General features: G+C 34.9%; 10 protein-coding genes. 3 read left to right on the top strand and 7 right to left on the bottom strand.

Annotation, left to right across the window (positions count from 1 at the left end):
- Positions 1-117: 117 nt before the first annotated feature.
- From bglX to KI430_RS17115, 6 genes are all read right to left on the bottom strand, one after another.
- A complete protein-coding gene (gene bglX, locus KI430_RS17140) occupies positions 118-2445 on the bottom strand; it encodes a beta-glucosidase BglX (protein ID WP_248876100.1) in 2328 nt (775 codons plus the stop codon).
- 13 nt (positions 2446-2458) lie between these two features.
- Positions 2459-3169 carry a prolyl oligopeptidase family serine peptidase gene (locus tag KI430_RS17135; protein WP_248876099.1) on the bottom strand — a complete coding sequence of 237 codons (711 nt, stop codon included), beginning with the start codon at positions 3167-3169 and terminating at the stop codon, positions 2459-2461.
- A 301-nt stretch (positions 3170-3470) separates the two neighbouring features.
- The gene (locus tag KI430_RS17130; RefSeq protein ID WP_248876098.1) at positions 3471-4859 is read right to left on the bottom strand and encodes a glucoamylase family protein; all 1389 of its coding nucleotides are present in this window, start codon (positions 4857-4859) and stop codon (positions 3471-3473) included.
- Positions 4860-4961: 102 nt separating this feature from the next.
- Positions 4962-6542 carry a C1 family peptidase gene (locus KI430_RS17125; RefSeq protein ID WP_248876097.1) on the bottom strand — a complete coding sequence of 527 codons (1581 nt, stop codon included), beginning with the start codon at positions 6540-6542 and terminating at the stop codon, positions 4962-4964.
- A 191-nt stretch (positions 6543-6733) separates the two neighbouring features.
- A complete protein-coding gene (locus KI430_RS17120; RefSeq protein ID WP_248876096.1) occupies positions 6734-8158 on the bottom strand; it encodes a RagB/SusD family nutrient uptake outer membrane protein in 1425 nt (474 codons plus the stop codon).
- An 11-nt stretch (positions 8159-8169) separates the two neighbouring features.
- Positions 8170-10989 carry a SusC/RagA family TonB-linked outer membrane protein gene (locus KI430_RS17115; protein WP_248876095.1) on the bottom strand — a complete coding sequence of 940 codons (2820 nt, stop codon included), beginning with the start codon at positions 10987-10989 and terminating at the stop codon, positions 8170-8172.
- A 279-nt stretch (positions 10990-11268) separates the two neighbouring features.
- Between KI430_RS17115 and KI430_RS17110 the strand changes: the two genes are divergently transcribed.
- Together KI430_RS17110 and KI430_RS17105 are read left to right on the top strand one after the other, a co-directional pair.
- Positions 11269-11823, top strand: coding sequence for a ferritin (locus KI430_RS17110; protein ID WP_248876094.1), 555 nt, complete (start codon positions 11269-11271; stop codon positions 11821-11823).
- 75 nt (positions 11824-11898) lie between these two features.
- Positions 11899-12204 carry a DUF493 domain-containing protein gene (locus KI430_RS17105; RefSeq protein WP_248876093.1) on the top strand — a complete coding sequence of 102 codons (306 nt, stop codon included), beginning with the start codon at positions 11899-11901 and terminating at the stop codon, positions 12202-12204.
- A 300-nt stretch (positions 12205-12504) separates the two neighbouring features.
- Here KI430_RS17105 and KI430_RS17100 read toward each other — a convergent pair whose 3' ends face one another.
- Complete coding sequence (locus KI430_RS17100) at positions 12505-13479, bottom strand: deoxyhypusine synthase family protein (RefSeq protein WP_074236569.1); 975 nt, start codon at positions 13477-13479, stop codon at positions 12505-12507.
- A gap of 218 nt (positions 13480-13697) precedes the next feature.
- Between KI430_RS17100 and abc-f the strand changes: the two genes are divergently transcribed.
- Positions 13698-15635, top strand: coding sequence for a ribosomal protection-like ABC-F family protein (gene abc-f / locus KI430_RS17095; protein WP_248876092.1), 1938 nt, complete (start codon positions 13698-13700; stop codon positions 15633-15635).
- The last annotated feature ends 20 nt before the right edge of the window (positions 15636-15655 follow it).

Here is a 15655-nt window from a genome sequence, read left to right as displayed (position 1 = left end):
GCCTCAAGCTGACAATTTTGATTTATCAAAGAGCTTCAGACTTAAAATATTTATAAAAATAAAAGCCTTTCAGATATAAGTTCTGAAAGGCTTTTTAATATTAATTTGGATTAAATTTTATTTTGTCCAGGTAATTCTCGTTGTTTTCACATCGTGAGAATTGGTTCCGATCATCACATCGAAATCGCCAGCTTCCCAATCAAACTTCAATTGGCTGTTATAGAACTTCAAATCTTCCGGAGAGATTTTGAACGTTACTTTTTTGCTTTCGCCTGCTTTCAGATAAACTTTTTGGAAACCTTTCAATTCTTTAACCGGTCTTGTAATACTTCCAACCAAATCTCTGATATAAAGCTGAACCACTTCTGCTCCATCATATTTTCCACTATTGGTCAATGTTACAGTCGCTTCGATTTCTGCATTTCCAGATGGTTTTGCATTAGAAACTGAAATATCAGAATAATCGAATTTAGAATAACTCAAACCATATCCAAATGGATAAAGCGGCGTGTTACACTCGTCCAGATAATTGGAACGGAATTTATCAAAATTACATTTCTCAGTATTCTCGGTACTTAGTGGACGACCCGTATTTTTAGCATTGTAGTAGATTGGAACCTGACCAACACTTCTTGGGAAAGTCATCGGCAACTTCGCCGAAGGATTCACTTTTCCGTAAAGCACATCAGAAACTGCGTATCCAGCCATACTTCCAGGAAACCAAACATTCAACATTGCATCTGCTAGTTCAGATTCTTCTGTTAATACTAATGGACGACCCGTAAACAGAACTAAAACAATTGGTTTTCCGGTTTTCTTAAGTTCTCTCAACAATTCTTTTTGAGTTTCCGGAATTCCGATATCTGTTCTTGAGCTAGATTCTCCGCTCATCTCGGCACTTTCCCCAATTGCTAAAACCACTACATCCGCTTTGCTTGCAATCTCAACAGCTTCTTTTCTGATTTGATCTGCAGAACGGTTATCTCTGTCTGCAGTTTTCCCGAACATTGTTGCTCTTTCTTCCATTGTTGCAGATTCGTAAATGTTGCTTCCTTTTGCGTAGATGAAATTCACGTCTTTACCCACAGTTTCTTTAAGACCTCTCAATAATGAGATCGAATTAGCATGTTTTGCAGCAACGCTCCAGGTTCCTGGCATATTAACTGAGTTATCAGCCAATGGGCCAATTACAGCAACAGTGCCTGATTTTTTAAGAGGAAGAACCTGCTTGTCATTTTTCATCAAAACCATAGAATTCGCAGAAATAGTTCTTGCTGCTTCCAAATGTTTCGGGCTGAAAACCTCTTTCTGAGCTCTTTTAGAGTCCGTATATTTGTAAGGATCATCAAAAAGACCAAGATCATATTTAGCTTCCAAGATTCTTCTTGCGGCATCTGTTACAGTTTGTTCAGAAACTTTTCCTTCAGAGATTGATTTTTTCAAAGTTTTAAGGAAACCCTCACCAACCATATCCATGTCAATTCCGGCGTTCATTGCCAAAGCAGAAACCTGTTGCAAATCTCCCATTCCGTGATCTACCATTTCATTGATTCCTGTGTAATCCGTCACCACAAAGCCTTTGAACTTCCATTGGTCTCTCAGAACATCTGTCATCAACCACTTGTTTCCAGTTGCAGGAACACCATCCACTTCGTTAAAAGAAGCCATCACAGAACCAACTCCAGCTTCAACAGCCGCTTTGTAAGGTGGAAAGTAATTGTTAAACATTGATACGTGGCTCATATCAACTGTATTGTAATCTCTTCCACCTTCCGGTGCTCCGTAAAGCGCAAAGTGTTTAAGACAAGCCAACATTGTGTTATTTTTAGAAAGGTCTGTTCCTTGGTAACCAAAAACCATTGCCTTTGCAACCTCACTTCCCAGATATGGATCTTCACCAGAACCCTCGGAAACTCTACCCCATCTTGGATCTCTTGAGATATCCGTCATTGGAGAGAACGTCCAGTTGATACCATCTGCTGTAGATTCCTGGGCGGCAATCTGAGCTGATCTTTGGATTAAATTAATATCCCACGATGAGGCTAAACCTAATGGAATAGGGAAAGAAGTTTCATAACCGTGGATCACATCCATACCGAAAATCATTGGAATTTTCAGACGGCTTTTCTCTACTGCTACCTTCTGAACGTCGCGGATTTTATCAACACCTTTTATGTTAAATAAACCGCCAACTAAACCTTGTTCAATTTTTTTTCCGATATCTGAACTCTGGGCTGTACCAGTTGTAAAGTCTCCAGATGAAGGCAAATTCAACTGACCGATTTTTTCTTCCAGAGTCATTTTTGAAATCAGATTATCGATGAAAGCTTTTTTCTTTGACTGGTATTTTTCTGTTTGATAAGACTGAACTGGTTTGGTTACAAGTTCCTGCGCCAAAAAGAAAGGCGATAAAGCCAACGCAGCTAAGATTACAAACTTTTTCATTATATATATTATTTTAATTTTTTATTGATTCTTTTTTGAATGACAACAACCATTCATATAATTTCGGGTCAGAATATGTAGAATCCCAAGAATTGTGATTGTCATTTGGGAAAATCGTTAATTCTGCTTTTGGATTGATTGGATGCAATTTTTGATAGAAATTGAACGCATTTTCCGGAAGAACAACATCGTCCATTCCGCCATGGAAAATCTTCAGATTCATATCTTTGTAGTTGTGGATGTTTGCCCACATTACACGATCTGTCGGCGCACAGACTGATGCGACCGCTGCAAACATTTCGGGATGTTCACCTGCTAATTTCAAAGTTCCCCAACCACCCATTGATAATCCTGTGAGATAGATTCTTTCTTTATCGATTTTATATTTTTCTGAAATCTCTTTAATCAGGAAATAAACCGCATCTGTATCCCACCAAGTATTTGCTGGACATTGCGGCGCCAAAATCGCAACAGGTTCTTTGATTAAATTTCTATAAGTAAAAGGACTGTGCGCTTTTACAATTTCCAAATCATTGCCTCTTTCACCAGAGCCGTGAAGGAAAACAATTAATGGAACTTTGGTTTTTACATCTTTTGGAATATCCAGAATGTAGGATAGATTCTTTTGGATTTTAATTTCTTTATTGAACTCAGCTTTGATTTCCTGTGCTGTTGCAAAAGATGAAAACCCCAATAATAGAAGAATGATGTTTTTTAATTTCATATTTTAAATTTTCAAAAAATTTATTTGAGGCTTTGAATCCTCTACAAATTGTTGAATTTTTATTTTATGTCCAATGCCCTAGCCCCGATTGACTCTATCCTTTTTTATTTTGTTTTTGAATCGTCGAATCTCGTTCCTCGATTTGCAACGGCATCCTTTTTTTGTTTTGTAGAAATTTTGTTTTTATGACTGAATCTTCTAAACAAAAAAAGATATAGTGGAAAGCGGGAAATAGCTCCTAAATTTTTATTATTTCAAATTGAGACAATAAATTTTAGTGTTTAAAGATACTACTTTTTGGCTATTGGATTTGGTGTTCCGTGGACTTAAATCCAATTTTCTTGAGTCCTTCTCTGATGTCCGGCGCATTCATAAACAAATTCCATAACAATCCTGTGCGGTAATTCTCAATCATTGGCGCAATAGTTCCCTGATCGATAGCGAGATAGCGAGGTGTGGTCCAATCATTAAAATTGATGGAAGTTGCATCATAAGGTCCGGCTTGTCCAATGAAATTTGGTTTTTCATCGTACAAAAATCTTAAAACCGCCATCGATTCTTTTGGCGTGTAAGGCATTGAGCTCAACGCAGCCGTCGGAGTAATTACGCCCAAATCTTCTTTCATAGGTTGATGCGCTGCATAACCAACAGAGCCATCTTTGTTTCTTGTATAACCCGCGGTAAGTCCCCAATATTTCTCTGAATAACCTTTATAATTTAACGGATTTTCTAAACAATATTTATAATCTATAAGAACATGATTTCGGTTTAAGTCCCAATAACTTTTTACATATTTGTCGGAAAGTCCTCTTGGATCCAAACCTAAATAGGAATACTGTGACCAGAATAATGGACCACCAAATTCTTCTGCGTAATTATGTTTAACATACAGTGGAAGTCCGTATTTTGTTCGGTCTGTTGTGTAAGTTCCGTTTCTTGACCAGCCTTTGTTATAAGTCTCAGAATCGATGGAATAATTGGGTGATGATGCTGCTAAAATATAAGTGATAAGACACTCATTGTAACCTTCCAGTGGGAAATTCATTTCCCAGCCGTATGATGGAGACCAGTGCCAATAGAGCACTTTTTCACCACCTTTTGTGTACCAGTTCCATTCTATCCCTTTCCAGAGTTTGTCCATTTTTGCAGCGAGTGCTTTCTCTTCTGCATTTCCGTTCTTGAAATATTCGCGGACGCAAATAATGCCTTGTGTAAGAAAAGCGGTTTCTACCAGATCTCCACCATTATCTTTTTTTCCAAAGGGAACGACTTTACCCGTCTCGCCATTAATCCAATGTGACCAAGCCCCGTGAAAACGGTCTGCTTTTTCTAAAAAATCCGCAATATGCGTCAGTCTTTTCACAGCTTCCTGACGCGGAATGTATTTTCTGTCAACACCAACTAGGATTGTCATTAAACCAAATCCCGATCCGCCAGTTGTAATCACATGTTTGTCGTTATCCGGATAGATATTGTCTTCGTGATAACGTTCTCTTCCTAATAATGAATGGGGTTCTGCAAAATCCCAAAAATATTTTAGGGCATCGCTTTGGACTTTATCCATTAATTGATTGTCTGTCAGATTTTTTGAAACCGGTTTTGTTTCGCTAACTGTTTTCGAGACCTGGGCGTTCTTGCAGGAAAGCAAGACTGATAAGGATATGATTGATATTGATAGTAGGTTTTTCATTGGTAATTGTTTAGATTAAGTTTGCTTAAATAAACATAAAATGATAAAGTATATTTAAACAAAAATACTTAATATATAAATCTTGATCTTATAATTTAAAAGTTATTGTTTAATAAACTTTAAAATATTCTGTTTATCATTTGAATTAAATTTCATTAAATAACTACCTTTTGGAAGTTGTGTTATATCAATAACATTATATTTTATCCAATTATTAAATACTAATCTTCCATCGGTAGTAGATATTTGAACAAGTGCACCTTCTTTAGGAAAATTTAATATTCTAATTTGGTTATTGGCTGGGTTAGGTACAATTTCAAAATTTATATCATCTTGATCACTAGAAACAGAATTTTGTCTTCCTTTAACCATTCCTATTTTATTGCTGATGTTAACATTACCATTTATATAATAAGCTGCAAACTGACCCGTACTATTAGCTGCTAGAATTTCTGGAATATCAATATCTGTCGATAATGCTGAATTAACTTCATTAGGCCAACTGTCTTTTAATAACCAATACAGACCATTCCATCCATAAATTTCATAAGCGTGTGAAGCCCCATTATGCAAACTACTTCCGCTAAAGGATACTGCTACTGTACCGTTTTGTCTTATAATACTTTTCAGATAGTCAGATCTTAAATTCGGATCCAAATTGCTAAAATTAATTTGTGAAAAACTAGCCACTTTATATTTTTTTGTTGTGCCTGTACAAATTCCTGTCTGACAGTTAGGATATGGTAAGCTTCCATAAGCATAGGCTGAAAGAGAATAAGGATAACAACTTTCTTCCAAAACTCCATTATTCTTTATATAAGTGAGTGAGTTATATATACTTTCATATAATCCTGTACAATTAGGATGTAAGCTTGCTTCTGATAGATCAATGTTATTTGTTGTACTATTTTGTATCTTATATTTTGCTTCTACCATACCTATTGCTGCAAATAAAAAGCATGGACCTTGCGTTATCTGATCTTTGGCTGGTGTGGTAAAATCTTTTATTGTTCCATCCATATCCGTGTAGTTCTTCCACGAAAAAGATTTAGCTTCTCCTGTTACTGTAATATTACTTGCAGCAATATGTCCTCCATCTTCTGTTGTTGCTGTAATCTGTACTTTTCCTGGGCTTATGCCTTTAATAGAAGTTACATAGTTACTAGAATAAGCTATTGTAGCAATATTAGGATTACTTGTATTCCAAATAATATTTTTATTAGTAGCCTGCATTGGTAATACTGTTGGATACAAGCTAACTGTCTCATTAATACTCAAAAATGCTGATGTTGGATTTACACTAACTCCTGAAACCGGAACATTTACATTTGCTCCTGCAGCTTGATTAATTGTAATTTTAAAAGATTCATTATTATTAACATAAATATAGCCTGTTCTTGGGTTTCCATAATTTGGAGAAGTTGTAACATAGAGTAATATTTCATTGTACGATGGTCGACTATTATTAGTTGTTACAGTATAAGAAAACCAACTGTCATTACTCTTGATAATAGTAGGTGTGCAATTTTTTTGATAAATGATGGAAAAACTATTTGTATTACCACTGTTTGAGAAATCTCCAGAACTAGGTAATCTTGTTATAACACAACTCTGTGAGAAAGTATTAATAGATAATAATAGCAAGCAAAAACATGTAATTAAATTTTTGGTTTGTGTTTTCATTATTGATTTTAATTTTTGTTATTCTATTTTAATTGTTTATCCTCTATTTATCAACAAAAAAGCTAACTACATTAATTTTCTTAAGTTGAAAATAACATTACCTTTATAGAAATAAGATCAATGTATTTTTGAATTAATAAAAAAGAGGAGAGTTAAAACTCTCCTCTCTTTATTATTTAGTATATAAAAAATTAATTATAACCAGGATTTTGTGTTAATACACCTTTACTGTCCGTAATAGCTCTTAAAGGAATTGGAAACAACTCGTTTTTACCTTTTTGAAACCCTTTAGAACCTAAAAATTGCTCTGCTTGGCCTGTTCTTACTAAATCAGGAAATCTATCCATTTCCATAGCAAGCTCAACTCTTCTTTCTTGCCAAATTGCCAATCTTAAAGCAGATTGTGTTGATGCTGGAGTATCTCCCAAATTAGCTCTATGTCTAACTTTGTTAACATTTGCAATAGCAACACCAGAATTACCTAATTCATTAGCAGCCTCTGCATTAATTAATAAAATATCAGCAAATCTCAAAATTCTTATGTTTTGGATCGATCCATATCCACAAGCATTATTGTTAAGTGATGAAGGAACATAAGTTTTATAATTCCAAGTATTGCCCGCTTGTGGATCTCCTTTTTTTATAAGATCCCCTTCTGGTGTAGTCTCACCTTCTCTAAGAATAGTAAATTGTTTTCTTACATCACCAGGCTCAAATGCATCTTCCAATGCCTGAGTAGGCGTAAAGAATCCCCAACCATATTGGTTTCTTACGCCTTGAACTTCCGCATACTGACTACCTCCAAATTCGGGAGAACAACCGCAGTTCACTTCAAAAACAGACTCAGTTCCAAATTCTCCAGCCGGTCTAAACAAATGATTAAAATCAGGATCTAATTTATAACCCATTCCAATTACTAAGTTAGATGTATCATATGCTTTTTGGTATTCCTTCATGTAAAGATATACTTTTGAAAGCAATCCCAAAGCACCACCTTTTGTAACTCTCCCTTCTTGACCTGCAGGATATGTTTGCGGTAAAATTTCAGATGCTTCAGTTAAATCCTTAACAATAAATGCATATACCTCTGCTGCAGTATTTCTGGGCTGGTTTATATAATCAGTTTGCAATCCATCAAAAATAGGAACGCCACCATATATTCTTACTAAATTAAAATAGAAGTAGGCTCTCAACATTTTAGCTTCCGCAACCAATCTAGTTTTAAGAGCTGTATCCATGTCAATATTTGGAACATTAGTAATTACTTGATTAGTTCTTTGTACTGCCTGCCATTGACCTGTCCAATAGCCATTGACTCCATCATCACTAATTGTAAAAGAAAAATTATCATATGCATTGATAAAAGATGCATCTCCAGGATTTGATCCTTTTTCTACATCATCACCCGTCACTCCAAATACATATTGTGCTGGGAATCCACTATTCTCCCAACTTCTTAAGAAGCTATATATAGCGTTCGTCGCTTTCATAGCATCAGCTTCCGTTTTATAAAAATCGTCAGCTATTACTACCCCTTCTGGTTTGATATCCACAAAATCATCACTACAACTTGCAATTACCGAAAATATGGAGAGTGTTAAAAATATTTTTTTCATGATTTTTCTAATTAAAATGTTAAGTTCATACCCATTGTATAAATTGCTGAAATTGGATAGATATTTTGATCAATACCCATTTGTACTCTGTCCTGATTCATGATCTCTGGAGAGAATCCATTATATTTGAAACTAGTCCAAGGATTTTGTGCACTTAGATAAATTCTCAGTTTTTTAACAGATAGAGATTGTGCAATTCCTGATGGCAAATTATATCCAACTTGAATATTTCTAATTCTAAAATAGCTACCGTCCTCAACATAGAAACTGTTTGGCAAAATAATAGACTGGTTAGAAGTAATCATAGAATTAGTATTAGATGTTCCTGCTCCACGCCATCTGTTGTTATACATATCTAAATCCCAGCTCTCGTTACCATATCTTTGCTCACGATTATAATTGTAGATTTTATTACCAAATACACCTTGGAAATCGATTCCAAAATCGATAGAATGAACTGTTAAGTTAAATCCAAAACCATAAGTTCCTTTTGGGATTGGGCTTCCCAAAAATGTTTTATCTCTTGTATCAATAACTCCATTACCATCTAAGTCAGCAAACTTAAACCAGCCTGCTTTAGCACCAGTTTGTCCAGAACCAGCAGCCTCAGCATCTGTTTGGAACACGCCATCAACTTGGTATCCATAGTAAGAACCTACTGCTTGCCCAGCTTGTAGTCTTACAATTGAATTTCCGAATAAGCTAGCACCTGTTTCTAAGAATGACCCTTGGTAGACGCTTGTAATCTCATTTTTAAGAGACGTGAAGTTACCATAGAAACCTAGTTTTACACTTTCACTTAGATCTGTATTATAATTTGCAGACACTTCAAATCCTTTATTTCTAAAAGAATAAGCATTAGTGATAAAATCATACGGATTACTAGCTCCGGAAATAGTAGCCTGATTAACTCCGTAAACTATATCTTTTGATTCTTTATTATAATATGTCCCTTCAACTTTTAGTTTATTATTTAAAAATGCCATCTCAACACCAAAGTCCGAACCCGTTGTTGTTTCCCAGCCAATAGATGGATCAATCACTCTATCAACTGTTGCTGCGGCATATCCAGTATTACCATAATATGCACCTCCACCAATGTTAGTTACAATCGCAGAAAAATCTCTCTTAACTCTCGGGTTACCTAACTCTCCCCAGCTAGCTCTTAATTTTAACAAATTAAAAATGTTCTGCTCACTCATAAAACCTTCTTTAGAAACTACCCAACCAACACTTATAGCAGGGAAAGTTTTATATCTGTCTGTTGAGATTTGTGAACTAGCATCTCTACGTACAGAGGCATTTAAAAGATATTTCCCAGCATAATCATAATTGATTCTCCCAAAGAAAGATTCAATTCTTTGTTGATCCTGTGTAGCGGCAGGTCTACCATTGGTAACTGCAGCCGCAGTATCTTGATAATTAAAAATATCTGTACCATTTCCGATATTTAGAGATCCATTAGTACCGTCATAACTTACATTTTTAGCAATCCAAACATCTTCTGATCTAGAATCTCTGATTCTTGAAAAACCAGCTAACAATTCTAAATTATGATTACCAAAGGTCTTTTTCCAATTAATTGTATTATCCCAAACATAATTTCTATATCTATTAGTTCTGGTTATCAAATTAGAAATAGTTGGGTTTGGTATATAAGTTATTGCTGGAGTATATTCATATTGCACAGGAGTATAATTATCTGTGGTATAACTACTTCTAAAAGTAAAATCCTTTAAAAACTTAATATCAACAAAAACGTTATTAAGCATTCTTTCTTGTCTTACCTGTGATCTATAAAGATCCAAAGTTGCTCTTGGATTGGCAATAGAATAACCATTAAAAAACTGATAAGTCCCTGTTGCAGAATTAATTGGACCAAATAACGGTGGAGAGTTACGTGCATCTAACAAAGGATTATTTGCAACGTCAGTCCGTGTTTTCGAAAAAGAAAAATTATCTCCAATTGTAATATTATCAGTAATTTTATAACTCAAGTTCAATTTTGTATTGAACCTGTTAAAACCACTTCCTGAGTTAATACCTTGCCCAGCAGCTAAATTACCTTCATCCTGAAGATATCCTACACTACCATAATAATTCAACTTCCCTAAACTTCCCGAAGCAGAAAAATCATTAGAATTAATGATACTGGTACGGAAAATTTCTTTAAACCAATCTGTATCTGCTGGAAAATCTGCTCTACTAATTGACCCTGCAGAAGACCCATTGTCATTCAACAATTTCTCATTGTACAATTCAATATATTGATCTGCATTTACCATTTTTGGGACGTTGGTAACAGTTTTGATTCCTAAATAAGAATTAACATTAAAAACTGGCTTACCTTTTCCACTCTTAGTTTTAATAATCACCGCTCCATTTGCTGCTTTAGCACCAAAAATTGCTAAACTGGAAGGATCTTTTAAAACACTCATTGATTCAATATCCTGAGGATTTAGGAAAGAAATATCTTCTGTCAACATACCATCAACGATAAATACTGTATTTCCTGACAATGACCCAACACCACGAATATCTACTCTAGGAGAGCCACCTGGCGTACCAGATGTAACAACATTTACCCCAGCAAGTTTTCCTTGTACAGAGTTTAATGGGTTAGCATTTGGTTTATCTGCTAAATCTTTAGCAGTTACAATACCAATACTCCCAGTAACATTCTCTTTTTTCTGTGTACCATATCCAATCACAACCACCTCCTCGATTTTATTCTCTTTCGTAGTAGTATCCTGTGTGGATTGTGCATGTAAATCACCGCCAAAGTACAAAGCAGCAATCAACAATGGTAATTTTACATAATTTTTTCTCATAATATTCTTAAGTATTATTTTCTTACACCGAATATAAATCTTTTTATTAACTCAGTGTTAATTTTAACATAAAATTTTAAAAAACTGAAAATCAATCACTTAAAACATTGATTTATAAAGAATCAATGAATCGACCAATAAATATTGTCCCCAATTTGTGGCTCAATATTTGTCTATTTAACATAATAAAGGTATTAATTACTCAAATTGAGGTATTAATTTAAACACATCTGGTTTTAGATATTTAATCAGCAATAAAAATTATTAAACATATAAATTATGAACACTAACAGATTGTCTAACAATATGCAAAATGCATTGATTAAACAGATGACAAAAGAAGCGCATGCTTCACAAATATTTCTTTCTTATGGCTGTTGGGCAGATGTAAAGGGTTATGGCGGAATTGCTAATTTCTTGTATCGACATTCTCAAGAAGAAAGGAATCATATGATTAAGTTTATGCGCTACATCCTAGACAGAGGCGGGGAAGCTAAAGTGGAAGCTATTCCTGCTCCACCAGAAAATCCTCAAAATTTAACGGATTGCTTTAATAAAGTTTTCCAACACGAAGTTGACAATACAACTTCTATATACAATTTAGTCAATTTATCTTTTGAAGAAAAAGATTGGGCAACTTGGAATTTTATGCAGTGGTTTGTAAAAGAACAGATTGAAGAAGAAAAATTAGCACTTGAATTGATTGATAAATTGAAAATTGCAGGTGGAGATAGCGCCAGCGACGAGTCATTATTTACTTTGGACAAAACTTTGGAAGCTGCCGCAGATGAAGTTTCCTTACCTCAGGAAGCAACAGCAGAAAATCCTTCTTAACATCAAATTAAATATCACTAACTTTGGTCTCCGTTTTTTACGGAGATTTTTTATTAATTCAAGACTTAAAATTAAATGGCAGATATTATAGATAGCAATCACGCAAATCCAGAAGAATTTTACAAATCACTGAAAGAAAAATTAGAAGAACAGCATAATTTTCCGGAAGAATATCTTTTCAAATTCATCGTTACAAGTGATTCTGAGAAAATAACAGAAATCCTGAGAGTATTTGATAATTTGAAATATACTTTATCCAACAAAGAAAGCTCTACTGGAAAATACACTTCTGTTTCTATCGATTGTTTTGTATTAGATGCAGACCAAGTCATTAATATTTATAAAAAAGTAGCAACCATCGAAGGTGTAATGATGTTGTAATTATAAAATGATGAGTGATTTTATAGTGGCGTAAATCTTGTATTTTAAAATTAAATTTAATGTTATGAAAAAATCATTTTTTAAATTTCTAAACAAAATAAATGTTGCTATTTTACCCAAATACAGCAAAAGAGATTTCACAAAATTGAATAAATTTCAAAAGGCAATTTTCGGCTATCGTTATTTGGTTTTAATCAATTCATTAGACTAACAAATCATCAATTTAAAATAAAAGAAAAGCGCTCAAACTATTTTGAGCGCTTTTTTTATCTTCCAGCTTCAGACTTCCGTTCTTAAACTTTATGAATTCTCCAAAATATAGCTGAACATCAATGGTGCACAAATTGTCGCATCACTTTCAACAATGAATTTCGGAGTTGTAATATCTAATTTACCCCAAGTGATTTTTTCATTCGGAACAGCCCCGGAATAGGAACCGTAAGATGTTGTAGAATCAGAAATCTGACAGAAATAACTCCAGAAAGGAATATCGTGCATTTCCATATCCTGATATAACATCGGTACTACACAAATTGGGAAATCTCCAGCAATTCCACCTCCAACTTGGAAGAATCCAACGCCTTTTCCACCAGAATTTTTTGGATACCAATCAGCCAAATAAGCCATATATTCGATTCCGGATTTCATTGTAGAAAACTTCAAATCTCCTTTGATACAATAAGAAGTAAAAATATTACCCATTGTAGAATCTTCCCATCCAGGCACAACAATTGGCAAGTTTTTCTCTGCCGCAGCAATCATCCAAGAGTTCTCTCTCGGGATTTCATAATACTGCTCAAGAACACCTGATAAAATCATTTTGTACATATATTCGTGTGGGAAATAACGCTCTCCTTTATCATCCGCATCTTTCCATATTTCATAGATATGTTTTTGTAATCTTCTGAAAGCTTCTTCCTCAGGGATACAAGTATCAGTCACTCTGTTAAGTCCTCTTTCCAGCAAATCCCATTCTTCTTTTGGCGTAAGGTCTCTGTAATTAGGAACTCTCTCGTAATGTGTATGTGCTACAAGATTCATCAAATCTTCTTCAAGATTTGCTCCAGTACAAGAAATGAAATCCACTTTCCCTTGACGAATCATCTCAGCCAAGATTTTTCCTAATTCCGCTGTTGACATTGCTCCTGCAAGCGTAATCATCATTTTCCCACCATCTTTCAGGTGTGCAACATAAGCTTTGGAAGCATCTACCAAAGCCGCCGCATTGAAGTGCAAATAATATTTTTCTATGAACTCAGTAATCGGTTTGCTCATTTTGTTTAAGATTTTTGCAAAGATAAGGATTTGTTTGGATGATGGAACTCAGAAGTTGGATGATTTCAATAATAGAATTGTCAGTCTGAGGCTCTCGAAGCCATCGATTTCCTTCAATAACACTTTAGTTATTAACCAAATATAAACTTCCGACATCCATTTTCCAACTTCCATCATATTTCACTACTTTTGCAAATTCAAACAAAATATAGAATACAATGCTTTCGGTTCAGGGATTAGGCTTACATCACGCAGGAAATTATCTTTTCAGAGACACCAATTTCACCATCAAAAAAGGCGATAAAATTGGATTGGTCGGAAAAAACGGAGCCGGAAAATCTACGCTTCTCAAAATTCTTTCCGGAGAAATCAACTTCTACGAAGGAAATGTAGTTCCGGAAGGTAATATCACCATTGGATTTCTAAAACAGGATTTAGATTTCGTAAAAGGAAGAACTGTTTGGGACGAGACAATGCAAGCTTTTGAACAAATCAATGCATTGAAAGATGAGTTGGAAGAAGTCAATAATCAATTAGCTACAAGAACCGACTACGAAAGCGATGCTTACACAGATCTCATCAACAGAATGACGGATTTGAATGATTTATTAATGAATCACGATGCGTATAATTTGGAAGGCGATGTGGAGAAAATTTTATTTGGTTTAGGTTTCAAAGCGAGTGATTTTCACAAAATAACCGATGAGTTTTCGGGAGGTTGGAGAATGAGAATCGAGTTGGCAAAACTGCTTCTTCAGCAAAACGATTTGATGCTTCTGGATGAGCCGACCAACCACTTGGATATGGAATCTATCATTTGGCTGGAAGAATTTTTGAAAGATTATCCGGGCTCGATGTTATTGGTGAGTCACGATAAGCAGTTTATGACTTCTACTTGTAACAGAACTTTCGATGTGAACAACAAGAAAATCGATGATTACAAGGCCAATTATTCCAAATATCTTGAGCTGAGAAAAGACAGAAAAGAAAAACTCATCCAGGCTAAGAAAAATCAGGATGCAGAGATAAAACATACCGAGGAACTAATCAATAAATTCCGTGCGAGTGCTTCCAAAGCCTCTTTTGCACAGTCATTGATTAAGAAATTAGAAAAAGTAGAACGCATCGAAGTTGAGAATGAAGATGTTTCTAAATTCAACATTCGTTTCCAGCCTTCTGTAACGCCAGGAAAAGTGATTTTCGAAGCTAAAAACCTTGGGAAGGCTTACGGCGATAAACAAATTTTCGACAATGTAGATTTCTTCATAGAACGTGGTGACAGAATTTCTCTTTTAGGACAAAACGGACAGGGAAAAACTACTTTGGCGAAGATTCTTGCCGGCGACATCAAGGATTATACAGGAGAATGGAATCTTGGCCACAATGTGAGCATCGGTTATTTTGCTCAGAATCAGGAAGAAGTTTTGACGCCTGAAAAAACTGTTTTGCAAGAAGCAGAAGATTCTGCAACGGAAGAAACCAGACCTAGAGTTCGTGACCTTTTGGGTTCTTTCTTGTTTCAAGGTGAAGATGTGACCAAGAAAACCAAAGTTCTTTCCGGAGGTGAAAGAAACCGTTTGGCGCTTTGTAAATTATTGCTTCGTCCGTTCAACACTTTGATTATGGATGAGCCTACGAACCACTTAGATATCCAGTCAAAGGAGATTATCAAATTGGCGCTTCAGAAATATGAAGGAACATTAATCGTGATTTCTCACGACCGTGAATTCCTGCAAGGTTTATCAGATAAAATCTTCGAATTCCGAGATGGGAAAATGAAAGAATTCCTTGGAAACATTGATGAATACTTGGAGTACAGACAAAAAGAAAGTATCCGAGAAATTTCTGCAGAAAAAGCAAAATTGCATCAGGAAGAAGTTGAAGAACCAAGACCAAAGAAGCAAGAATCAAAACCAGTAGCCAGCAACAATCAACCAACTAGGATTGTTAGCAAAGAACAAAAAAACATCCAGAACAAGCTTAAAAAAGTAGAAGAAAAAATCTCTGAACTGGAATTAAAAATCGAGGAATTTGAAAGTTCTTTTACGAAAGATAATCCTACTGAACAAGTATTGGAAGCTTACAACAAAACCAAAGAAGAACTGGATCTTACTTTGCAGGAATGGGAGTATCTTGGGAGTCAATTAGAGAATTAATTTTAAAATATTTAATCCAT

Source organism: Epilithonimonas zeae (assembly GCF_023278365.1).
In the GTDB taxonomy this organism is placed as follows: domain Bacteria; phylum Bacteroidota; class Bacteroidia; order Flavobacteriales; family Weeksellaceae; genus Epilithonimonas; species Epilithonimonas zeae_A.
The sequence above is the reverse complement of the archived record's forward strand: the minus strand, read 5'-3'. Positions and strand labels throughout refer to the sequence as shown.

Coding starts and splice junctions, on each gene's coding strand:
- KI430_RS17125 (WP_248876097.1), bottom strand. CDS start 6,542: ATGAAAACACAAACCAAAAATTTAATTACATGTTTTTGCTTGCTATTA.
- abc-f (WP_248876092.1), top strand. CDS start 13,698: ATGCTTTCGGTTCAGGGATTAGGCTTACATCACGCAGGAAATTATCTT.
- KI430_RS17110 (WP_248876094.1), top strand. CDS start 11,269: ATGAACACTAACAGATTGTCTAACAATATGCAAAATGCATTGATTAAA.
- KI430_RS17120 (WP_248876096.1), bottom strand. CDS start 8,158: ATGAAAAAAATATTTTTAACACTCTCCATATTTTCGGTAATTGCAAGT.
- KI430_RS17130 (WP_248876098.1), bottom strand. CDS start 4,859: ATGAAAAACCTACTATCAATATCAATCATATCCTTATCAGTCTTGCTT.
- KI430_RS17135 (WP_248876099.1), bottom strand. CDS start 3,169: ATGAAATTAAAAAACATCATTCTTCTATTATTGGGGTTTTCATCTTTT.
- bglX (WP_248876100.1), bottom strand. CDS start 2,445: ATGAAAAAGTTTGTAATCTTAGCTGCGTTGGCTTTATCGCCTTTCTTT.
- KI430_RS17115 (WP_248876095.1), bottom strand. CDS start 10,989: ATGAGAAAAAATTATGTAAAATTACCATTGTTGATTGCTGCTTTGTAC.
- KI430_RS17100 (WP_074236569.1), bottom strand. CDS start 13,479: ATGAGCAAACCGATTACTGAGTTCATAGAAAAATATTATTTGCACTTC.
- KI430_RS17105 (WP_248876093.1), top strand. CDS start 11,899: ATGGCAGATATTATAGATAGCAATCACGCAAATCCAGAAGAATTTTAC.